This is a genomic window from Sanguibacter sp. Z41_6 (genome assembly GCF_059621145.1).
On record NZ_JCAQIF010000008.1, the window covers coordinates 14,875 to 37,169 of the forward strand.

Here is a 22,295-nt window from a genome sequence, read left to right on the forward strand (position 1 = left end):
GACCGGGCACCGCCCGCCGAGCTCACGCGCCCGGCACGCGGTGGCCGGTCCACAGCCGCCACCCGCGGGCGAAGCCGAAGAACACCAGGAAGAGCACCACAAGGATCGTCGCCTCGACGTCCTGGGCGAAGGACAGCATGTCCGGGCCGGACACGACCTCGACGTCCGTGGCCATCCACCGTCCCGCGAACGTCGTGCGCTCGCCAGGGGCCGTGCGCTCGGCGACAGCCACGGCACCGGACATGTAGCTCACCATCGCGAGCTGGTAGGCGTAGAGGACCACGGCGAACGCGGTCACGCCGCTCATCCAGTGCGGCAGCCGGCGGTCCTGCGCGTTCCGGTACCCGCCGCCGAGCGCGCTCGCCGGCCCGAGGTCGCGGATCGCCGCGGCCATCCCTCCCCGTGCGGACGCGTCGTCGAGCGAGCCGCGCAGGTCCGCGTAGATCGAGCGGCGGTCGCGTCGCCGGAGGTCCTGGACGAACCAGCTGAGGCGCAGGAGGTACACCTCCCTGCGGAGCCGGTCGCTGAGGGAGGTGCTCGTCGCGGTGGTCATGTCGGCTCCTGGTCTGTCGTCATGGGTAGCGGCGTGCGGGACGGACCGGCAGCACCACCACGGTCCGGCTGGGCGGTGCCCACGGTGCCCTCGACGACGTCGACGAGGGCGTGCCACGCAGAGACCGCCCGGGCGAGGTCCGCGCGTCCGGTGTCGCTCGGGAGGTAGTACTTGCGGGCAGGGCCCGACGGCGACGGCTCCAGCCGCGAGACGACTGCGCCCTCCCGCTCGAGGCGGGCCAGCACCGGATACACCGTGCCGGTGACGATGTCCGTCAGTCCTCGGTCCTGGAGGCGGAGGACGAGCTCGTAGCCATAGGACTCCCGCTCCTCGAGCAGCGCGAGGACGAGCATCGGAAGGACACCCTTGAGCAGCTGGGGATCGCGCCGGGGCGCGCCCTCGCCCAGGGGCGCGCCCGGCGGGTCGACGGAAGGACGTGGTCGTCGAGGCATGGACTGAGCCTATACCTGCTATTCGGCCATACACAATAGCGGTGCGCTCGGGCCCGCCGGCGCGCCGCTCGCGTCCCGCCGCTGCACAGGCGGCTCCCAGACACGCGTCGCACACTGGGACCATGACGCAACCCGAAGCCCGCCTGGTGGTGGTCGACGACGAGCCGAACATCCGGGAGCTGCTCGCGACGTCCCTGCGGTTCGCCGGTTTCGAGGTGTTCGCGGCAGAGGACGGGCTGTCTGCGCTCACACTCATCCAGGACACCGAGCCCGACCTCGTCGTGCTCGACGTCATGCTCCCGGACATGGACGGCTTCACCGTGACGCGGCGCATGAGGGAGAAGGGCCAGCACGTCCCGATCCTGTTCCTCACCGCGCGGGACGACACCCAGGACAAGATCACCGGTCTCACCGTCGGCGGTGACGACTACGTGACCAAACCCTTCAGCCTCGAGGAAGTGGTCGCCCGCATCCGCGCGGTGCTCCGGCGCACCCACCCTGTCGAGCTCGACGACTCCGTCCTGCGCTTCGCGGACCTCGAGCTCGACGAGGACTCGCACGAGGTGCGGCGCGCCGGACGCACCATCGACCTCTCCCCCACAGAGTTCAAGCTCCTGCGCTACCTCATGCTCAACCCCGGACGCGTGCTGTCCAAGGCACAGATCCTCGACCACGTGTGGCAGTACGACTGGGGCGGCGACGCGAACATCGTCGAGTCCTACATCTCCTACCTGCGCCGCAAGATCGACAACGTGCCGCTGCCCGACGGGACACAGCCCGACCCCCTCATCGCCACGAAGCGCGGCGTGGGGTACCTGCTGCGGCTGCCGTCGAAGAAACCTGCATGACGGCACCCCCCGTCCCCCCGCCCCCCGCACCGCCAGAGCCGGCGCTCCCCGACCCCTCGTCCGACGAGACCGGAGCAGCACCGCCAGAGCCGGCACTCCCCGACTCCTGGACCGACGAGACCGGGGGGACGCACGTCGGCCCCATCAGGGCGTTCTGGGCGCGCTCGCCACTGCGCATCAGGCTGGTCGCGATCGTCACGTTCGTCCTGCTCGCGGGCCTCGGGAGCTCCGTCGTGCTGACGAACATGCTCCTGTCGCAGTTCCTCGTCCAGGAGGTCGACGACCAGCTCAACAGCACCGCGGTGCAGTTCGCCGACCAGGCGCTGGGGGCGACGCAGGACGACGATCCCTCGGCGCAGACCCTGCCGAGCGACTACTACATCGTGCTGTTCCGCGACGATGACGGCGTTCCCGAGCTGCACTTCCAGAAGCCCACCGCACGCCAGTACGGGATCCCCAAGCTCACCGCGTACACGTTCACCAAGGAGACCCTCCCCTCGGAACCCTTCACGGTGGGTGCCGTGGACCTCTACGGCACGGGAATCGCCCAACGGTCCGAGTGGCGCGTGCTCGCGCTCATCGGCCACAACCGCTCGGAACCGATCGGCATCGTGTACGTCGCGCTGCCCCTCCACGGTGTCCACGAGACGACAGCACAGATCCAACGACTCCTCATCGTCAGCGCTCTCGTCATCACCGCGATCGGCGCGGTCGTCGGGTATGTCGCGGTCCGTCGCTCGCTCCGCTCGCTGGGCGTCATCGAGCGCACCGCGGCCGCCATCGCCGACGGGGACCTCAGCCGCCGCATCCCCCAGGCACCCCTGACGACCGAGGTCGGCAGCCTCGCCCACTCCCTCAACGCCATGCTCTCCCAGATCGAGCAGGCGTTCGCCTCACGGGAGGCGTCCGAGATCCGGATGCGCCGGTTCGTCTCGGACGCGAGCCACGAGCTGCGCACGCCGCTCGCAGCGATCCGCGGCTACGGCGAGCTGTACCGGATGGGTGCGCTCACGACGCCCGAGGCGATCTCGGACACGATGCGCCGCATCGAGGAGTCCGCTACCCGGATGGGCTCGCTCGTCGAGGACCTGCTGCACCTCGCGCGCCTCGACGAGGGCCGGGTCATCGAGCGCGAGCCGGTCGACCTCACGGTCCTCGCGGCGGATGCCATGAGCGACCTGCACGCGCTCGACCCCACACGCACCGTCCGGCTGGTCCCGCTCGCGGAAGACGGGTCCACGGGCGCGGTCGTCGTCGTCGGTGACGACGACCGGATACGCCAGGTCCTCGCCAACCTCGTCGGTAACGCCGCGCGGCACACGCCCCCGGGCTCACCGGTCGAGGTCGCCCTCGGGTACGAGGACGACGACGGCGTGCGCTTCGGCGTCGTCGAGGTGCGCGACCATGGACCGGGGATCCCGCCGGAGCACGCTGAACGCGTCTTCGAACGGTTCTTCCGCGTGGACTCCTCACGCAACAGGACCTCCGGGGGGTCAGGCCTCGGGCTCGCGATCGTCGCCGCGATCACCGGGACCCTCGGCGGGCGGGCGTCGATCCGGGAGACCCCGGGGGGCGGTCTCACCGTCCGGGTAGCGTTGCCCGCAGCGTAGCCAGCCATCCGCGGACGGACGCTCCTGACATCCCGTCCATCGTCGGCGTACAGTCCCCCGTACGCGCGACCGCGAGTCGAGCAGAGGCTCGCAGCCGCCACCCCGATTCGTCGAAGGACCCCTTCCCATGCCCGATAGTGCGGACGCCCCCCAGTGGCTCCTGTCCTCCTGGATCCGCAGCTGCGAAGCGGTCGGCGCGACGGCTGACCCCAGCACGCTCCGCGCAGCCGGCAACGCCCTCCTCGACCGGTGGAGCGAGCCAGGACGCGTGTACCACTCGGTGCGCCACCTCGCGGACGTGCTCAGCCGGGTCGACGAGCTCGCGGAGGAGACGCACCAGCCCGACGTCGTCCGGCTCGCTGCCTGGTACCACGGGGCGATCTTCAGTGCTGCGTCAGCAGCGGCCTACGCCACGCAGGGTGGCGAGGACGAGGTGGCCAGCGCCGCGCTCGCCCGCGTCGACCTGACCGCCCTGGGCGTCCCGGGACGTACGGCCGAGCGCGTCGGGCAGCTCGTCACAGCTCTGGCCCGGCACAAGGCCTTGCCGCACGACTCCGACTGTGCGGTGCTGTGCGACGCAGACATGGCCATCCTCGCCACCGAGCCCCAGCGTTACAAGGCGTACCTCACGGACGTGCGCAAGGAGTACGCGCACATCCCGGTGCGGCACTACCTCGAGGCTCGGCACCGGATCCTCACCAAGCTCCTCGCCCGGCCCTCTCTGTACACGAGCCCCATGGCCGCCCCCTGGGAGGAACCAGCGCGGCAGAACCTCACGGCAGAAGCTGCTCGGCTTCAACGCGAGCTCCGGACGCTCGATGACAGCCCCCCGGCGGACGAACGCGTCGAGATCTGACGCACAGGCACCGCACAGCGCTCTGCGTCCACATCTGCCACCCTCGGCGACGCTCTCCCTCGACGAGATCCGTAGCGTCCTGCCCCTACCGCCGCGTCCCCGCGGAGGTGCCGGATCCAGAGGAGTCAGCCATGAGCAAGTTCGGTGTCGATGTCACCCAGGTCAGCAGCGCGAGCGCGACGGTGAGCGTGTCCGTGACGTCGATCAGGACCGAGGTGGCCGCGATGATGCGCCACCTGCAGGACCTGCAGAACACGTGGACGGGATCGGCGGCGCTCGCGTTCTCCGGCGTGGTCGGTCAGTGGCAGGTGACCCAGGTGCAGGTCGAGTCCGGCCTCGACGCCATCACCGCGGCGCTGGCCCGCACGGCCACGACCTATGACGACGCCGAGACGAGCGCGTCGGCGAACTTCACTCTCTGACCGGGAGCGGTGCACGCTCGGAGCGGACGCGGTGCGCCGTGGCCCAGCGCGCGCGAACAGGCGCCCGGGACCGGGTCAGCCGAGGTCGTTGCCGGCGAGCACCGCCGGCGCCCACTCGCCCCCGCACACGGTGCACCGCACGCTCTCGCGGGTGCTGCCCAGCGGGATGATCGGGATCCAGAACACGTGGATCCATGTGCGCGACTCGATGAGCTCGTACCCGCGCACCTCGAGGCAGAAGGGGCACCGGAACGCACCGGTCCCACGGACAGAACGACGCAGGCGGGTGCCGAAGAAGAGAAACACGGCTCCACAGTGGCATGTCGAGCCAGCTGTGGCATGTCGAGCCAGGTGTGGCATGTAGAGACGGTCGGCGCACGCCGGTGGAGAGCCCGTGCGCCGACCGTCCTGAGAGCGCCCTGCGGCGCGGCGGGTCAGACAGCGGCGAGGTAGCGGGCCCATCCGCCGTGACCGGTGATGTCCGCACCGGACTCCGCGGCATCGTGGCTGCACCCGAACCCGACGACCCACCGACCGTCGTCGAGCTCGACACGTCCCAGCATCATCGGGTGCGGGAGGCCGCCGAGGAGCGTGCCCAGCGCCCCCTCGGACAGGTGCCACAGCTCACCCGCGATCCCCGAGCCCTCACCGGAGCCCACCCGGACGAGGCCGGGTTTTGCGGGAGTGGTCCCGAGGTCGACGAGCCGGTACGCAGCGGACGTGTGCACGTCGGAGACGAACCGGGCGCCGAGCTCCTCGAGCTGGCCGTTGAGCGGCTGCCCACGCAGGTGTGCACCGAAGACTGCGAGATCCACGCCTCCCTCGACGAGGACCGGCGCGACCGCCCCGGGCCCGCCGGCCAGCCGCGCGGCGAGGTCGATCGCGAGCTGGTCGTCGAACGCCCGGGACACCAGCGTCACCCCGAACGGAAGCCCGTCTGCCTCACCCGCCGGGACTGCGAGCGCAGCGAGGTCGAGGAGGTTGACGAAGTTCGTGTACGTGCCCATCCGCCGGTTGATGCCCACGGGGTCGGCGGCCACCTCCGCGAGCGTCGGGTGCTCGGTGGTCGTCGGCAGCAGGAGGAGGTCCGCACCCTCGAGGATGCGGGCTGCAGCGGCCTGCGCCCGCTCGAGCCGCTCGACGTCCGCCACGTAGGCGTGCGCCGGGATGTCCTTGCCGCCCCGGATGATCGCTCCGACGACCGGGTCGACGTCGTCCGTCCCCGTCTCGAGGAAGGCACCGACCGCGGCGTACCGCTCGGCGACCAGCGCGCCGTCGTACAGCAGGGTCGCGGCCTCGAGCAGCGGGGAGACGTCGGCGACGACGACCCGGGCACCCGCCGCCCGGACGGATGCGACCGCAGCGGCGAACGCCACCCGCCACGTCGGCGAGAGCGGGGCGAGGTCCTCGTCGCGCGGGACGACGACGACCGGGTCCCGGCGCAGTCCGACGCGGACGTCGGCGGGCCACGTCCGCCGGCCGTCCGCCGCCATGAGCCGCGTCGCGCGGACACCGAGGTCCAGGTCCTGCGTCATCGTCGTGAGCACGTCGTAGCTCCGGCACGCGGGGACGACACCGGCCGTCGGGACGAGACCGACCGTCGTCTTGATCCCGACGATGCCGTGGAACGCGGCGGGCACCCTACCGGAACCGGCCGTGTCCGTGCCGATGCCGATGTCGGCGATGCCGAGGGCGACGGCGACCGCCGAGCCGGAGCTCGATCCACCGGAGACCCGGTCCGGGTGGGTCGCATGGCGCACCGCACCGTAGGGGCTGCGTGTCCCGACGAGGCCGGTGGCGAACTGGTCGAGGTTCGTCTTGCCGAGGACGACGGCCCCGGCGTCGACGAGCGCGCGGACGGCGGGCGCCGTCTCCTGGGGGGTCGACGCGAACGAGGGGCAGGCCGCCGTCGTGGGGAGCCCGGCGACGTCGACGTTGTCCTTGACCGCGAGAGTGAGCCCGGCGAGCGGCAGGTGCTCGCCGGCCGCGACCCGCTCGTCGACCTCGTGCGCCGCGCGGATCGCGTCCGCCTCCGGCACGAGGGTGACCCACACCTCCGGACGGTCCACCTCCGCGATCCGCGCGTACGCGGACCGGACCCGCTCGACGGCCCTCACGCGTCGACCTCGACGATCGCGAGCGGCATCCCCGGGCGCACGGGTTGCCCGCTCCCGACGAGCACGCTGACGACCCGGCCCGTCACCGGTGCGTCGACCGCGAGCTCGAGCTTCATCGCTTCCAAGCAGACCAAGGTATCTCCTGTCGTCACGCGGTCACCGACCGCTACCTGCACGCGCCATACGCTGCCCACCATCGGAGCCTCCACCGCGACGCACCCCTCCGGCACGTCGACCGCGAGCGCCCCGGCGTCGTCCGACGCCCACGATGCGCCCTGCTCGGCCGCGGCGAACTCTCCGGCCGCCTCCCAGGCGTCCCGTTCCGCCGCGAAGGCCACGGCCTGCCGCTGCGTGAACGCCTCGATGTCCGCGGCATTCTCCTCGAGGAGCAGGAGGTGCTCCGCGAGGGAGAACTGCCCCTCCTCCACCTCCACCTCGAGGCGACCGGCCGCGAACGCGGACCGTTGCTCGAGGAGCTCCTCCGCGCTCACGGGGTGCCACACGATCCGGTCGAAGAACCGCAGGAGCCAGGGCTTGCCCGGCTCGAACACCCCGCGCTGGCGGTGCCCGCTCCAGATCGGCACGGTGCGTCCGACGAGCTGGTACCCACCGGGGGACTCCATCCCGTAGACGCACAGGTACGAGCCACCAAGACCGACGGTGTCGGACGCCGTCCACGTGCGGGCCGGGTTGTACTTCGTGGTGCGCAGGCGATGGCGGGGGTCCAGGGGGACGGCGAGCGGCGCGCCGAGGTAGACGTCACCCAGACCGAGGACGAGGTACTCGGCCTCGAACAGCGTGCGGTAGACGTCGGCGACGTCGTCGAGCCCGTTCGCCCGGCGGATGAACTCGGTGTTCGACGGCAACCAGGGCGCCTCCTCACGGACACCGGCCATGTACCGGGACACCGCCTCCGCGATGCTCGGGTCCTCGAAGGACATCGGCAGGTGGATGCGGCGGCTCGGCACGACGAGGTCCGCCGTCGCGGGCAGCTCCTCCTCGATCCCGGTGAGGACCTCGACGAGGGTCGCGACCGACAGGACGTCCGGCTCGACGTGCACGTGCAGGCTGCGGACGCCCGGCGTGATGTCCACGACGCCGTCGAGCCCGCGCTCCCGCAGGGCCTCGGAGAGCGCGTGCACACGCATCCGCATGCCGAGGTCGAGCGTCATGGGGCCGTACTCGACGAGGACGTTGTCGTCCCCACCGCGCAGGTACGCGACCTCAGGGCGGTCCGGTCCGGCGGGGACGCGGGCGAGCACACCGTCGTCGCCGTCCGGCCCCACCGTCAGCGTGGCGGGCATTCCGGGAGCGGCGCGGAGCTCGACGCTCTTGCGCAGCCGGTCCGCGCTCTCCGTCGGCACGGGGACGAGCCGCACCGTGTCGCCCGGGCGCAGCTGACCGAGCTTCCACCGGTTGCCCACGACGACCGTGACGGGGCAGGCGAAGCCGCCGAGGCTGGGGCCGTCGGGCCCGAGGAGGATCGGGGTGTCGCCGCTGACGTTGAGTGCACCGACCGAGTAGGGGTTGTCGTGCAGGTTGGACGGGTGCAGCCCGGCCTCGCCGCCATCGGGCCGCGCCCACTGCGGCGCTGGGCCGGAGAGCCGGATACCCGTACGGTTGGCGTGCGACTGCACCTCCCACACCGACCCGTAGAACATCTCCATGTCCTGCACGGTGAAGTATGACGGCGCGGGCTGCGGGCCCTCCTGGACAGCGAGCTCCCAGTCGTGGACCATCGTCGGGCGGTGCGCGGTGGGGACCGGGGCGGGCTCGTCCGTGCGGTCGGTCACGTCCCCGGGGACGAGCACGTCGCCCACCGCCAGCGCCCGGCCGGTATAGCCACCGAAACCCCCGAGCGAGAAGGTCGACGCCGAGCCGAGGTACTCGGGGACGTCGAGACCTCCGCGCACGAGCACGTAGCTGCGCAGGCCCGTGCCTGCAGGGGTCGCGACGTCGAGCACGCCACCGGCGGGGACGGTGACCGGCTCCCACTGGGGAACGGGCGCACCGTCGACGGTCACGGTCGTCTCTGCGCCCGTGACGCACACGACCGTCTCCTGGGAGAAGAGCAGGCGCGGTCCCTCGAGCGTGCACTCGAGGCCGGGCGTCCCCTCGGCGTTCCCGACGGCGATGTTGCCGAGCCGGAACGACAGGTCGTCCATGGGGCCGGACGGGGCGATGCCCACCTCCCACAGGCCGAGCCGACCCGGCCAGTCCTGGACCGTCGTCATGACACCCCCGCGCAGGACGTCGATGCGCGGTTCCTCGACGACGACGTCCGCGAGGAGCGAGGTGCTCACCTCACCGGCGACCACCCGGGGGTCGGCGACCGCGGCCCGCAGCAGCGCGAGGTTCGTCTGCACCCCCGCGATCCGTGTCGCTGCGAGGGCATCGCCGGCTGCGGAGAGGGCTCCGGCACGGGTGTCCGCGTGCACGATGACCTTCGCGAGCATGGGATCGTAGTGGGAGGTGACCTCCTGGCCGGCCTCCGCCCAGCCGTCCACGCGCACCCCTTCGGGGAAGGCGACGTGCGTGAGCAGGCCGGCGCTCGGCTGGTAGCCCTTGTGCGGGTCCTCGGCGTAGAGGCGCGCCTCGACGGCGTGCCCGCGGATCTGCGGGCCGGTCTCGGGAACGTCGTCGAGGAACGACGCATCACCCTGGGCGAGGCGGAGCATCCACTCGACGAGGTCGACGCCGGTCACCTCCTCCGTCACCGGGTGCTCCACCTGGAGGCGGGTGTTGACCTCGAGGAAGGAGACCTGGTCACGGTCGACGTCGTAGACGTACTCGACGGTCCCGGCCGACCGGTAGCCGACGGACGCGGTGAGGGCGCGGGCCGACGCCTGCATCTCCGCCCGGACGCGGTCGCTGAGGCCGGGGGCCGGTGCCTCCTCGACGACCTTCTGGTTGCGGCGCTGGAGCGAGCAGTCACGGTCGCCCAGGCTCACCACCCGGCCCTCCCCGTCGCCGAAGACCTGGACCTCGAGGTGGCGGGCCCGGGTGATGAACTGCTCGAGGAACACCCCGGCGCTGCCGAAGCTCGCCGTCGCGAGTCGCTGGACGCGGTCGTACGCGACGAGGAGCTCGGCCTCGTCGGCGCACGCCTGCATACCGATACCACCACCGCCCGCGACGGCCTTGACCATGACGGGGTACCCGACCTCGCGTGCCGCGGCGCGCGCTGCGGAAAGGTCCTCGAGCAGCCCGCTGCCCGGGACGAGCGGCACGCCGGCGGCCTGCGCCGCGACACGAGCACGGTGCTTGTCACCGAACACACCCAGGTGGGACGGCCGGGGGCCGACGAACGCGAGACCGGCGGCCTCGACGGCGGCCGCGAACGACTCGTTCTCGGAGAGGAACCCGTAGCCGGGGTGGATCGCGCCCGCACCCGAGGAGAGCGCAGCCCCGAGGACGAGGTCGGCACGCAGGTAGCTCTCCCCGGCGGGGGCAGGACCCAGACGCACCGCGGCGTCAGCGAGGGCGACATGGGGGGCCCCAGCGTCGGCGTCGGAGTACACGGCCACCGTCCGCAGCCCGAGTCGCTTCGCGGTCCGGATGATGCGGCATGCGATCTCGCCACGGTTGGCGACGAGCAGGGAATCGAACACAGCAGCTCCACGGTGGTCGGGCGACGGAAGCGGCAGGTCAGGGCCGCGTATACAGGTCTGTATCCGTGCTCGTCACCGTAAGGAGGCGGTATTTCCGTGGCCCTACTGCTCTGTGAACGGGGCGTTACGCACTCGTCGACCAGCCGGGGTAAGACGCGGGTGATATTCCGTCACGTAGTGGACTCTCGTGAGACCACGACCTAGGTTCGGTGCCACGCGGCGAACCGGCACAACGTCGTGCCGTGAACCAAGGAGACACGTATGAGAAAACTACTGACTGCCGTCACACTGCTCGCGGCCATGCTCCTTCCGACGAGCGCGGCGCTCGCCGCCCCGGAAGACGAGATCCTCATCCTGACGAACACGGCGCGTGCACAGCACGGGCTCTCCCCGGTGCAGGAGCACAGCGGTCTGGCCACGGTGGCAGAGTCCTGGTCGACCACCATGGCGCGGGAGAACAAGCTGTACCACAACCCGAGCGTCGGGTCCCAGATCCCCGGCGGGTGGCTCTCGTGGGGCGAGAACGTCGCGTACGCGGGGGGATTCTCGAACAACACCGAGACCATCTTCAACGGCTGGATGAACTCGGCCGGCCACCGGGCCAACATCCTCAACCCGAACTTCAACGCTCTCGGCGTCGGCGCGGTCGTCGATGCCTCGGGGCGGACGTGGGCCACCCAGAACTTCGGGCGGTACCCCGCAGGGTCCATCCCCCCAGCACCGCACACGCAGGTCGGCCTGCAGGACTTCACCGAGGACGGCGCAGCCGACGTGCTCGCGCGCACCGGCGACGGCACCCTGTGGCTGTATCCGGGGAACGGCCGTGGCTGGTTCGGCTCCTGGCGATCAGCGGGCACCGGCTGGAACATGTTCGACCTGCTTCTCACCCCCGGCGACTTCACCGGCGACAACCTTGCCGACGTGATCGGTCGGACGCCTGCCGGTGACCTCTTCCTGTACCGGGGCAACGGCGCGGGTGGCTTCGCCCCCGGTGTGCACATCAACTCGGGGTGGAACGTGTTCGACTCCATCCTGTCCCCGGGCGACTTCAACGGCGACGGCGCCTCTGACCTCATCGCGAGGCGCCCCGACGGAACCCTCTGGCTCTATCCCGGCACCGGGACCGGCGCGATCGCCGCCGCAACGCGGATCGGCACGGGCTTCAACATCTTCGACGGCGTCCTCTCCACGGGTGACTACAACGGGGATCGCGCCTCGGACATCGTCGGCCGCAGGACGGACGGCACGCTGTGGCTCTACCCGGGCAACGGTCGGGGGGGCTTCCTGGCTCCCTCACTCATCGGCACGGGCTGGAACATGCACTCCACGGTGCTGTCCGTCGGGGACTTCAACGGTGACGGTGCCTCCGACATCATCGGACGCCAGCACAACGGAACGTTGTGGTTCTACCCGGGGAACGGCGTCGGGGGGTCCGCTGCCCCCGTCCGCATCGGCGACGGCTGGAACATGTTCACGACGATCTTCTGACGTCGGGTCCGCCGGCGCCGGCCCACAGAGAGGTGGGCTCGGCGCCGGCGGACTTTTCAGTCCGCGAGCGCCATCCGGGCCATGGACCGCGAGGCGCGGTCCATGACGACCTCGAGGGACTCCCCGACGTGCCGGTGCAGGGCGCCGAGCGCCTCGGGGAGGTCGCCCCGCAGGATCTTCTCCGCGATGTCGATGTGCTCGGTGATCGTCGCGTCGATCCGGCCGGGCTCGACGAAGTCGTGCATCCGCACGGCTCGGATGCGTTGGTTGACCGTGACGAGGGCGTCCGTGAGCCTCGGGTTGCCTGACGCGGTCGAGAGCACCATGTGGAAGCCCTCGTCGAGCTCGACGAACGCCGGGTCCGGGTCCGGTGGGGTGTCCCGCATCTCGTACCAGCGCTCGAGCTCGGGGCGCAGCACCGCGTCGTCGTGCACGATGCTCTGGTTCTCGATGGCCCGGGCGACCCCCCTGAGCTCGAGGGTGACGCGCAGCTCGTACATGTCCCGCAGGTCACGCAGGCTGGGCACGACGACGGCGTAGCCGTAGTCGGAGCGCTCGACGAGCCCGTCCGCGAGGAGCCGGGAGAGGGCCTCGCGGACGGGCGTGCGGGAGACCTCGAAGGCACGGGACAGCTTGGGCTCGGTGAGCCGCTCGCGCGCGGACAGCTGGCCGTTGAGGATCTGGTCGCGGAGCTGCTCGTAGACGATGTCGCGCAGCGGCCGCGCGGTCGCGGGCTCCGCGGTCGCGGGCTGCATCGTGGCGTTCTGCATCATGTCCATCAGATCGCCATCGCCGCGCGCACGTGGTCCTCGGCGTCGGTCCCGCCCCCGCCGGAGTCGACGACACGGCCGGACTCCATGACGTAGTACTGGTCCGCGGCGCCGAGGGCGAACCCGACGTGCTGCTCGACGAGCAGGACGGAGAGCCGTCCGGCGTCCGTGAGGGTGACGATCGCGTCCTCGATCTCGGTGACCACGGACGGCTGGATGCCTTCGGTGGGCTCGTCGAGGACGAGCACCTTCGGGCCGGTGACGAGCGCTCGGGCGATGGCGAGCTGCTGGCGCTGCCCGCCGGACAGCAGACCTGCGCGGCGTCCGAGGAACTGCTGCAACGCGGGAAAGAGGTCGAGGGCGTCCCGCATGAGCGCCGGTCCCCCCTTGTGGGTGTCGGCGACGAGCTGGAGGTTCTCCCGCGCGGTGAGGTCACCGAACACCTGCTGCCCCTGGGGCACGAACGCGAGGCCCATGCGCACACGCTCGTGCGTGGGGCGCTTCGTGATGTCGACCCCGTCGAACAGCACGGCACCGGAGCGCGGCCGGAGCAGGCCGAGCGCAGCGCGCAGGAGCGTCGTCTTGCCCGCACCGTTGTGGCCGAGGACTGCGGCGACACCCGCCGCGGGGACCGCGACCGTGACGTCGTGCAGCACGAGGGAGCGGCCGTAGCCGACCTGGACGTCGCGGATCTCAAGCATCGGTGGCCTCCGTCGGGGTGGGGGTGGTTGCGCGCGGGCGGGTGCGGCGTGCGCCGCGGGTGGCGCCAGCGGACCCGAGGTAGACCTCCTGGACCCGGGGGTCGGCCTGCACCTGCGCGTACGTCCCCTCGGAGAGGACCGTCCCCATGTGCAGCACGGAGACGGAGGTGGCGAAGTTCCGGAGGAACTCCATGTCGTGCTCGACGACGACCACGGTCCGCTGCTCGCCGATCCGCTGGAGCAGCTGCCCGGTCTGCTCACGTTCGCTGTGGCTCATGCCGGCGACGGGCTCGTCGAGCAGCAGCAGCCGGGCGTCCTGCACGAGGAGCATGCCGATCTCGAGCCACTGCTTCTGCCCGTGGGCGAGGACGCCGGCCTGGACGTCACGCAGCCGTGCGAGGCCGATGGTCTCCATGGCTCGTTCGACCTCCTCGGGGACGCCGCGGCGCCGACGCACGAGGTCGCGGAACCCGCGCCCGGAGCCGGCCGCGATGTCGAGGTTCTGCAGGACGGTGAGCTCCTCGAAGACGCTGGCGGTCTGGAAGGTCCGCCCGACGCCGGCCCGCACGACCTTGTGCACCGGGCGGCCGAGCAGCTCGGCGCCGCCGAACTTCACCGACCCTGTCGCCTTGTTGAGACCGGTGATGGCGTCGACGATCGTCGTCTTGCCGGCGCCGTTGGGTCCGATGAGGAACCGGAGGTCTCCCTGGACGACGGTGAGGTCGACGCCGTCGACGGCGACGAAGCCGTCGAACTCGACGCGCAACCCACGCACCTCGAGGTAGTCGTGGCGGAACCGGGCTGCGCCGCTGCCGAGGACGGCCTCGGCAGCGGCCAGGTCGAGTGCGGGCGTCTCGGGGTCGACGGTGGATGCCCGGTCCGGCGCCGTCGATGAGGAGGTCGGGGCCGTGGTGGTGGGGTCGTCGCTCATGCTGAGGCTCCCTCGTGGACGGGCGTGGATGCCGTGGCATCGGCGGACGGCTCGGCGTCGTCGCGGGTGCGACGCAGGCGGACCTTGTGCGCGAGCGAGGCGAGCCCGCCGGGCAGGAACGCGACGACGACGATGAACAGGGCTCCCTGGACGTAGATCCAGCCGGACGGCATGGACTCCGACAGGCTCGTCTGCGCCCACGAGACCGCGATCGCACCGAGCACCGGTCCGAGCAGGGTGGCGCGCCCGCCGATCGCGACACCGATGAGGAACCCGATGGACGGGACGACGCCGACGTCCGCCGGCGAGATGATGCCGACGATCGGCACGAACAGGGCGCCGCCGATCGCTGCGGTCGCGGCGGCCACGACGTAGGCGACGACCTTGATGCGGGCGGGGTCGTAGCCGAGGAACCGCACGCGGTTCTCCTGGTCGCGGACCGCCACGAGGAGCTCGCCGAAGCGCGACACCATGAGCTGGCGGACGACCGCGACCATGACGAGCAGGACCCCTGCGGCGATGAAGAAGACCATCCGCTTGTTCACGGGGTCGGCGAGGTCGTACCCGAAGAAGGAGCGGAACCCGTTGAGGCCGTTGGTGCCACCGGTGACCTGCTGCTGGCCGATGAGGAGGATCGCGAAGGCGGCCGCGAGCGCCTGGGAGAGGATCGCGAAGTACGCGCCGCGGACCCGCCGGGTGAAGACCGCGAAGCCGAGGATCGCCGCGAGGGTGCACGGCACGACGACGACGAGCACGAGGGCGACGACCGGCGAGCGCATCGGCTCCCACCAGCCGGGGACCTCGCCCGTGCCGTAGAGCATCATGAAGTCGGGCACCCCGCCCGGCCCGGCGTCGGCGAGCTTGAGGTGCATGGCCATGATGTACGCGCCGAGACCGAAGAACACGCCCTGGCCGAGCGTGAGCATGCCACCGCGGCCCCAGGCGAGGCCGATGCCGACGGCGACCATCGCGAAGCACAGGAACTTGGCGAGCAGGTTGAGGCGGAAGTCGGACAGCACGGCGGGGGCGACGGCGAAGAGCAGGACGGCGGCGAGCGCGAAGCCGGCGAGCGCTCGAGTGCGGCCCGGGCGGGTCAGCCTGTCGATGATGCTGCTCATGCGAGCCCCCTCTGGCGGACGGAGACCAGGCCCTGCGGGCGGGCCTGGAGGAAGGCGATGATCGCGACGAACACGAGCACCTTCGCGATGCTCGCGGTGGTGGAGTACTCGATGGTCGCCTGGAGGATCCCGAGCGTGAACGCGGCGATGACGGCGCCCTTGATCTGCCCGATCCCGCCGACGACGACGACGAGGAACGCGTCGACGATGTAGTTGGTGCCGAGCGTCGGACCGATGGAGCCCAGGAGCGTCACGGCGACGCCTGCGACGGCTGCGAGGCCGGAGCCGATGAAGAACGTCAGGCGGTCGGTGGTCTTCGTGGAGATGCCGCTCGTCTCGGCGAGATCGCGGTTCTGCACGACGGCGCGGATGCGGCGCCCGAGCGGCGTGAGCCTGAGCACGAGGGCGAGAGCGACGACGCACACGACGGCGAGCGCGATGATGAACAGGCGGGTCTTGGGGACGGTGAGCCCGAGGATCTCGACGGCGCCGCGCAGCCACTCCGGGGCGCGGACGTCGACGTTCGGGGCGCCGAAGATGTTGCGGGCGGCCTGCTGCAGGACGAGCGCGACTCCCCATGTGACGAGGAGGGTGTCCAACGGCCTGCGGTACATCCGATGGATGAGGGTGACCTCGAGGAGCAGCCCGAGCAGGCCCCCCACGCAGAAGCCGACGACGAGGGAGACGAGCAGGGAGACGCCGGCGTCGGAGACGATCCCCTGGATGACGTACGCGGTGTACGCGCCGGCCATCATGAACTCGCCGTGCGCCATGTTGATGACGCCCATCTGTCCGAACGTGAGAGCGAGCCCGAGGGCGGCGAGCAGCAGGACCGAACCGAGACTCAGTCCTGCGAAGAGCTGGGAGAAGACAACATCCATCGGGCGCCTCCGGGCGACGTGGAAGGGGCCCGGGGAAGCTCGCGCGGCGCGCGGCCTCCCCGGGCGACGGGAGGGCTAGGACAGGTCGGACGCCCAGTCGTATCCCTCGAGGAACGGGTCGGGCTCGATGGGCTCCCCGGAGCTCCACTCGACGTGGATGAGGCCGTCGGCGCCGATCTTGCCGATCATCGCGGTCTTCGCGATGTGGTGGTTGTCGCCGTTGATGGTCACGGTGCCCTCCGGAGCGTCGAAGGACACCCCGTCAGCGGCGGCCTGGATGTCGGCGACGTCGAAGGACTCGGCCTTCTCGACCATGTTCTTCCACAGGTACAGGGAGGTGTAGGCCGCTTCCATCGGGTCAGAGGTCACGCGGTCCGCGCCGTACTCGGCCTGGAAGGCTGCGACGAACGCTGCGTTCTCGGGGCTCTCGACGGTCTGGTAGTAGTTCCATGCGGTGAGCTGGCCCTCGACGTTGTCGACGCCGATGCCGCCGACCTCCTCCTCCGCGATGGACACGGAGACCACCGGCAGGGTCTCGGCGGCGAGACCGACGTTCTTGTACTCCTTGAAGAACGCGACGTTGGAGTCACCGTTGAGGGTGTTGAAGACGGCGTCCGCGCCGGAGGACTTGAGCTTGTTGACGATCGTCGAGAAGTCCGTGTGGCCCATCGGCGCGTACTCCTCGCCGACGATCTCGATGCCGTTGGCCTCCGCGTACGCGTTGATGATCTTGTTGGCCGTCTGCGGGAAGACGTAGTCGCTGCCGACGAGGAAGACCTTCGTCTTGCCCTGCTCCTTGAGGTAGTCCATGCCGGGGACGATCTGCTGGTTCGTCGTGGCGCCCGTGTAGAAGATGTTCTCCGACGCCTCGAGGCCCTCGTACTGCACGGGGTAGAACAGCAGGGAGTCGCGGGACTCGAACACCGGGAGCATGGCCTTGCGGCTCGAGGACGTCCACCCGCCGAAGACCGCGGCGACGCAGTCGCTCGTGATGAGCTTCTCCGCCTTCTCCGCGAAGACCGTGGGCTCGGAGGCCCCGTCCTCGGCGACGATCTCGAGCTGCTTGCCCAGCACCCCGCCGGCCGCGTTGATCTCCTTGGCCGCGAGGTCGAGGGAGTCGCGGACCGTCTGCTCGGAGATGGCCATGGTGCCCGACAGCGAGTTGAGGAAGCCGATCTTCACCGAGTCGCCGTCCGTGGCGACGCAGGACTCGGTGGGGGCCGCACTGGACGTCGAGTCGGCCTTGGCGCCGCACGCAGACAGGCCGAGCGTGAGAGCGAGGATCGCAGCGGGAGCTGCGACGAGGCGTCGCGTTGAGGTCATCGAGGTTCCTTTCGGGCAGCGCTGGAGTGCGCTGGAGGCGGTTCCGGGATGAGCACCGGCCAGGTGCCGATTCCTCGGTCCCGACGCGTATACAGCCCTGTGCTCAGTGCTGTACACGCTAGGGACGGCGCATTTCCGCGGTTCGCCGGGAATGTAAACACCTCGTGTCCGGGTGTTTCGGGCGTTGTCCGCGAGGTCACGGCTCGGACACGGCCCGCTGTATCAGGCCGCGCGGGGGTCTGCTCACGCGAACGGCGGTGCTGCCGATAGGACCAGGAGGAACACCCACCGGGCGGCACGAGGAGGACGCGCATGGATGCGATGAGCTCGATCGGCGCACGCGTCGCCGACATCCGCACGACACTCGCGACGCTCTCGTCCCGCCAACCGCCGACGACCATGCCGGCTGTCTCGTCGACCGGTTCGCACGGGGGTGCGGCCGCCCTCGGACCGCTCACGCCCGCAGCCTCCCCCGGGGCAGCGAGCACGGCGTCCTTCGCAGCCGCGCTCTCCGCACAGGTCACGACACAGGTCGGGGCGGCCCACGGGACCCCGGCGGTGCAGCCGTCGACGACGATCGCCGGCCTGACGACCGAGCAGGTCGAGAACGCCCGAGCCGTCGTCGCCGCGGGGCAGGCCATGGGCCTGTCACAGCGCGACCAGACGATCGGCGTCATGACCGCTCTGGGAGAGTCGTCGCTCCGTGTCCTCGACCACGGTGACACCGTCGGGCCGGACAGCCGCGGACTGTTCCAGCAACGCGACAACGGAGCGTGGGGCACGCTCGCCGACCGCATGGACCCCACCCGCAGCGCGACGAGCTTCTTCACCCAGCTCGCGCGCGTCCCCGGGCGGGACTCGATGGAGCCGACGGCCGTCGCGCACACCGTGCAGCGCAACGCCGACCCCCAGCACTACACCCGGTACTGGCAGCAGGCGGTGGGCATCGTCGAGCAGCTCACCGCGACCTCACCGACCACCTCGCCGGGTCCTCAGCCGCGCTGGTAGACGCGCACCTCCCACGGCGCGAGGACCGTGCCTGCCGGCGCAGGATAGTTCGCGACGACGACCGGCTCGTCGAGCCAGTCCGCCAGGAGCGGGACGTCGAGCTCTTCCCCCGAGACGTTGCCGACGACGAGGAGCTGCTCGTCGTCGAGCGTCCGGGTGAACGCGTACAGCCGGGGGTGGTCCTCCTCGAGCGCCTCGTAGCGGCCGAGCGCGACGAGGTCGCTCGAGTGCCGGAGGGCGATGAGGCGCTGGTAGTGCGCGAACACGCTGCGCTCCGCCGCCCGGTCGGCAGTGGCGTTCACCTCGCGGTAGTTGTCGTTCACGGGGATCCACGGCTCGCCCGTCGTGAATCCCGCATGTTCGGAGTCGTCCCACTGGACCGGTGTCCGCGCGTTGTCCCTGCTCATCCGGCGCAGTCCGGCGAGCACGTCCTCCGGCGAGCGCCGCGCGAGCTCCGTGACCGTCTCGCGGTAGTAGTTGATCGACTCGAGGTCGCGGAAGTCGTCGATGTCGGCGAACGGCACGTTCGTCATGCCGATCTCCTCGCCCTGGTAGACGTACGGCGTACCGCGCTGCATGTGCAGGAGCGTCGCCCACAGGGTCGCGGACTCGTACCGGTACGCGCCGTCGTCGCCGTACCGGGACACCGGCCGCGGCTGGTCGTGGTTGCTCAGGTACAGGCTGTTCCAGCCGACGTCCGCGAGCCCCTCCTGCCACCGGCTCATCGAGCGCTTGAAGGCGACGAGGTCGAACGGCACGGGGTCGAACTTGTCGGCCCCCTGGTCGAGGGCGACGTGCTCGAACTGGAACACCATGTCCAGCTCCCGACGCGCGGGATCGGTGAACAGGCGCGCCTCCTCGACGGTGACGCCGGGCATCTCCCCCACCGTGAGGTACTCACCATCACGGTCGGCGAACACCGCGTCGTGCATCTCCTGCATGAACTCGTGCAGGCGCGGACCCATGACGAACCCGGAGCCCTCGACGTGCTCGTCGCCGTCGATCATCTCGAGACGCTTGGAGATGAGGTTGATGACGTCCATGCGGAACCCGTCGACCCCGCGGTCGAGCCAGCGGTTCATCATCGCGTACACGGCCTGACGGACCTCCGGGTTCTCCCAGTTGAGGTCAGGCTGCTGCGGCGCGAAGAGGTGGAGGTAGTACTGCCCCGTGAGGGGGTCGAGGGTCCAGGCCGGGCCGCTGAACGCCGAGCGCCACGCGTTCGGCTCCGTGGGCAGGGCCGAGTGCTCGACCTCCCGCGGCGAGCGCCACCAGTACCAGTCCCGCTTGGGGTTGTGCCGCGAGGACCTCGACTCGACGAACCACGGGTGCTCGTCGCTCGTGTGGTTGACGACGAGGTCCATGACGATCTTCATGCCGCGCTCGTGCGCCTCGGCGACGAGGGCGTCGAACTCCTCGGGGGTGCCGAACCTCGGGTCGATGCCGTCGTAGTCGCTGATGTCGTACCCGTTGTCGTGCTGCGGCGACGGGTAGATCGGCGAGAGCCACAGGACGTCGACCCCCAGCTCGGCGAGGTGGTCGAGCTTCGACCGGATCCCGCCGAGGTCGCCGAAGCCGTCACCGTTCGAGTCCGCGAAGCTCCTCGGGTAGATCTGGTAGACGACGGCGCGGGTCCACCATGCCGGCTCACTGGGGACCGGTCCCCGGGGCTCCGCGCGGGATTCTGTGCTCTCGGGGGTGTGGGCAGGGTCGAGGTCGGGGGCGAGGCTGCTCATCGCTCCACCTTAGACACAGCCCACGCTCCGGCACCCGACGGGATCGGCTCTCGTCGCCGCGTGGCGACCACTCCGCCCGTGGACGCAGCGAGGGCCGGCCGCCCCGGGATCGCTCCCGGGCCGACCGGCCCTCGTGCACTGCGGTACTGCGTCCGACCTAGCGGTCGGTGACGGGCTGGATCAGAAGTCCATGCCGCCCATGCCGCCGTCGCCACCGGGCATCGCCGGCTGCTTCTCCGGCTTGTCCGCGACGACTGCCTCGGTCGTGAGGAAGAGCGCCGCGATCGAGGCCGCGTTCTGCAGTGCGGAACGGGTGACCTTGACCGGGTCGTTCACGCCGGCTGCGAGGAGGTCCTCGTAGACGCCGGTCGCGGCGTTCAGGCCGTGGCCGGACGGGAGGTTGCGGACCTTCTCGGCCACGACCCCACCCTCGAGACCAGCGTTGATCGCGATCTGCTTGAGCGGCGCGTCGATGGCCAGGCGCACGATGCTCGCACCGGTCGCCTCGTCACCCTCGAGCTCCGTGATGGCGGACGTCTCGAAGGCGAGCTTGCCGGCCTGGATGAGCGCGACGCCACCACCGGCGACGATGCCCTCCTCGACGGCTGCCTTCGCGTTGCGCACGGCGTCCTCGATGCGGTGCTTGCGCTCCTTGAGCTCGACCTCCGTGGCGGCACCGGCCTTGATGACCGCGACACCACCGGCGAGCTTCGCGAGGCGCTCCTGGAGCTTCTCGCGGTCGTAGTCGGAGTCCGACTTCTCGATCTCGGAACGGATCTGCTTGACGCGACCAGCGATCTGGTCGACGTCGCCGGCGCCCTCGACGATGGTCGTCTCGTCCTTGGTGACGACGACCTTGCGGGACTGGCCGAGCAGGTCGAGCGTCGCCGTGTCGAGCTTGAGGCCGACGGTCTCGGAGATGACCTGGGCGCCCGTGAGGATCGCGATGTCCTGGAGGATCGCCTTGCGGCGGTCGCCGAAGCCCGGAGCCTTGACGGCGACGGACTTGAACGTGCCGCGGATCTTGTTGAGCACGAGGGTCGCAAGAGCCTCGCCCTCGACGTCCTCAGCGATGATGAGCAGCGAACGCCCGGACTTCATCACCTGGTCGAGCAGGGGCAGGAGGTCCTTGACGTTCGAGATCTTGCCCTCGACGAGCAGGATGTACGGGTCCTCGAGGACCGCTTCCTGGCGCTCGGGGTCGGTCTCGAAGTAGCGGGCGAGGAAGCCCTTGTCGAAGCGCATACCCTCGGTGAGCTCGAGCTCGAGCCCGAAGGTGTTCGACTCCTCGACGGTGATGACACCTTCCTTGCCGACCTTGTCGAGCGCCTCGGCGATGAGCTCGCCGATCGCGGGGTCGCCAGCGGAGATCGCAGCGGTGGCGGCGATCTCTTCCTTGGTCTCGATGTCCTTGGCCGCGGTGAGCAGCTCCGCGATGACGGCCTCGACGGCCTTCTCGATGCCGCGCTTGAGGGCGATCGGGTTGGACCCGGCGGCGACGTTGCGCAGCCCTTCACGCACGAGTGCCTGGGCGAGGACCGTGGCGGTCGTCGTACCGTCACCGGCGACGTCGTCGGTCTTCTTGGCGACCTCCTTGACGAGCTCGGCGCCGATCTTCTCGAACGGCTCCTCGAGCTCGATCTCCTTGGCGATGCTCACACCATCGTTCGTGATGGTGGGCGCGCCCCACTTCTTGTCGAGGACGACGTTGCGGCCCTTCGGGCCGAGCGTGACCTTCACGGTGTCAGCGAGGATGTTGAGTCCACGCTCCATACCGCGACGGGCCTCCTCGTTGAAGGCGATAATTTTTGCCATTGGGGTGTGATCCTCCACTGGTGGCGTGTGGGTGGTCGGCAGGTGCCCGCGACGG

At 70.6% G+C, this 22,295-nt stretch carries 19 protein-coding genes; 6 read left to right on the forward strand and 13 right to left on the reverse strand.

The window, feature by feature from the left end; all coding sequences use genetic code 11:
* Positions 1-22 precede the first annotated feature (22 nt).
* Positions 23-553 (reverse strand): hypothetical protein, encoded by a 531-nt coding sequence (locus tag AC54T1_RS14210; protein ID WP_496912335.1) that lies wholly within the window; start codon positions 551-553, stop codon positions 23-25.
* Positions 550-1,005 (reverse strand): PadR family transcriptional regulator, encoded by a 456-nt coding sequence (locus tag AC54T1_RS14215; RefSeq protein WP_484346099.1) that lies wholly within the window; start codon positions 1,003-1,005, stop codon positions 550-552. Before AC54T1_RS14215 ends, AC54T1_RS14210 begins: the two co-directional genes overlap by 4 nt.
* 122 nt (positions 1,006-1,127) lie before the next feature.
* Here AC54T1_RS14215 and AC54T1_RS14220 point away from each other — a divergent pair, with 122 nt between their 5' ends.
* The 4 genes from AC54T1_RS14220 to AC54T1_RS14235 all read left to right on the forward strand — a co-directional run bounded on the left by AC54T1_RS14220 (position 1,128) and on the right by AC54T1_RS14235 (position 4,741).
* Positions 1,128-1,853, forward strand: a complete 726-nt coding sequence (locus tag AC54T1_RS14220; protein WP_484346098.1) for a response regulator transcription factor — start codon at positions 1,128-1,130, stop codon at positions 1,851-1,853.
* Positions 1,850-3,463, forward strand: coding sequence for a sensor histidine kinase (locus AC54T1_RS14225; RefSeq protein ID WP_496912336.1), 1,614 nt, complete (start codon positions 1,850-1,852; stop codon positions 3,461-3,463). The genes AC54T1_RS14220 and AC54T1_RS14225 overlap by 4 nt, the downstream gene beginning before the upstream one ends.
* Positions 3,464-3,590: 127 nt before the next feature.
* Positions 3,591-4,319: an HD domain-containing protein gene (locus AC54T1_RS14230; protein WP_484346096.1), complete on the forward strand. Its 729-nt coding sequence runs from the start codon at positions 3,591-3,593 to the stop codon at positions 4,317-4,319.
* A 131-nt stretch (positions 4,320-4,450) separates the two neighbouring features.
* A complete protein-coding gene (locus AC54T1_RS14235; protein WP_484346095.1) occupies positions 4,451-4,741 on the forward strand; it encodes a WXG100 family type VII secretion target in 291 nt (96 codons plus the stop codon).
* A 75-nt stretch (positions 4,742-4,816) separates the two neighbouring features.
* Here AC54T1_RS14235 and AC54T1_RS14240 read toward each other — a convergent pair whose 3' ends face one another.
* From AC54T1_RS14240 to uca, 3 genes are all read right to left on the reverse strand, one after another.
* The gene (locus tag AC54T1_RS14240) at positions 4,817-5,047 is read right to left on the reverse strand and encodes a zinc-ribbon domain-containing protein (RefSeq protein ID WP_496912337.1); all 231 of its coding nucleotides are present in this window, start codon (positions 5,045-5,047) and stop codon (positions 4,817-4,819) included.
* A 128-nt stretch (positions 5,048-5,175) separates the two neighbouring features.
* Positions 5,176-6,858 (reverse strand): allophanate hydrolase, encoded by a 1,683-nt coding sequence (gene atzF / locus AC54T1_RS14245; protein WP_496912338.1) that lies wholly within the window; start codon positions 6,856-6,858, stop codon positions 5,176-5,178.
* Positions 6,855-10,469, reverse strand: coding sequence for an urea carboxylase (uca, locus tag AC54T1_RS14250; RefSeq protein ID WP_496912339.1), 3,615 nt, complete (start codon positions 10,467-10,469; stop codon positions 6,855-6,857). The genes atzF and uca overlap by 4 nt, the downstream gene beginning before the upstream one ends.
* Before the next feature lie 261 nt (positions 10,470-10,730).
* On the opposite strand from uca, the gene AC54T1_RS14255 reads away from it, so the two are divergent.
* Positions 10,731-11,957: an FG-GAP-like repeat-containing protein gene (locus AC54T1_RS14255; protein ID WP_496912340.1), complete on the forward strand. Its 1,227-nt coding sequence runs from the start codon at positions 10,731-10,733 to the stop codon at positions 11,955-11,957.
* A 56-nt stretch (positions 11,958-12,013) separates the two neighbouring features.
* Here AC54T1_RS14255 and AC54T1_RS14260 read toward each other — a convergent pair whose 3' ends face one another.
* The 6 genes from AC54T1_RS14260 to urtA form a co-directional block, all read right to left on the reverse strand.
* Positions 12,014-12,730: a GntR family transcriptional regulator gene (locus tag AC54T1_RS14260; protein ID WP_496912341.1), complete on the reverse strand. Its 717-nt coding sequence runs from the start codon at positions 12,728-12,730 to the stop codon at positions 12,014-12,016.
* A gap of 5 nt (positions 12,731-12,735) precedes the next feature.
* Entirely contained in the window at positions 12,736-13,428 is a 693-nt protein-coding gene (urtE, locus tag AC54T1_RS14265) for an urea ABC transporter ATP-binding subunit UrtE (protein WP_496912342.1), read from the reverse strand.
* On the reverse strand, positions 13,421-14,359 hold the full coding sequence (gene urtD, locus AC54T1_RS14270) for an urea ABC transporter ATP-binding protein UrtD (RefSeq protein WP_484346058.1): 939 nt from the start codon (positions 14,357-14,359) through the stop codon (positions 13,421-13,423). The genes urtE and urtD overlap by 8 nt, the downstream gene beginning before the upstream one ends.
* Complete coding sequence (gene urtC / locus AC54T1_RS14275) at positions 14,356-15,477, reverse strand: urea ABC transporter permease subunit UrtC (protein ID WP_496912343.1); 1,122 nt, start codon at positions 15,475-15,477, stop codon at positions 14,356-14,358. The genes urtD and urtC overlap by 4 nt, the downstream gene beginning before the upstream one ends.
* Entirely contained in the window at positions 15,474-16,358 is an 885-nt protein-coding gene (gene urtB / locus AC54T1_RS14280; protein ID WP_484346060.1) for an urea ABC transporter permease subunit UrtB, read from the reverse strand. The genes urtC and urtB overlap by 4 nt, the downstream gene beginning before the upstream one ends.
* Positions 16,359-16,433: 75 nt before the next feature.
* Complete coding sequence (urtA, locus tag AC54T1_RS14285; protein ID WP_484346061.1) at positions 16,434-17,681, reverse strand: urea ABC transporter substrate-binding protein; 1,248 nt, start codon at positions 17,679-17,681, stop codon at positions 16,434-16,436.
* A 312-nt stretch (positions 17,682-17,993) separates the two neighbouring features.
* Here urtA and AC54T1_RS14290 point away from each other — a divergent pair, with 312 nt between their 5' ends.
* Complete coding sequence (locus tag AC54T1_RS14290) at positions 17,994-18,689, forward strand: hypothetical protein (protein WP_496912344.1); 696 nt, start codon at positions 17,994-17,996, stop codon at positions 18,687-18,689.
* Here the strand turns inward: AC54T1_RS14290 and AC54T1_RS14295 are convergent.
* Positions 18,674-20,425 (reverse strand): glycoside hydrolase family 13 protein, encoded by a 1,752-nt coding sequence (locus tag AC54T1_RS14295; protein WP_496912345.1) that lies wholly within the window; start codon positions 20,423-20,425, stop codon positions 18,674-18,676. The genes AC54T1_RS14290 and AC54T1_RS14295 overlap by 16 nt on opposite strands.
* Before the next feature lie 180 nt (positions 20,426-20,605).
* Positions 20,606-22,240: a chaperonin GroEL gene (groL, locus tag AC54T1_RS14300; protein ID WP_484346064.1), complete on the reverse strand. Its 1,635-nt coding sequence runs from the start codon at positions 22,238-22,240 to the stop codon at positions 20,606-20,608.
* Between the last annotated feature and the right edge of the window lie 55 nt (positions 22,241-22,295).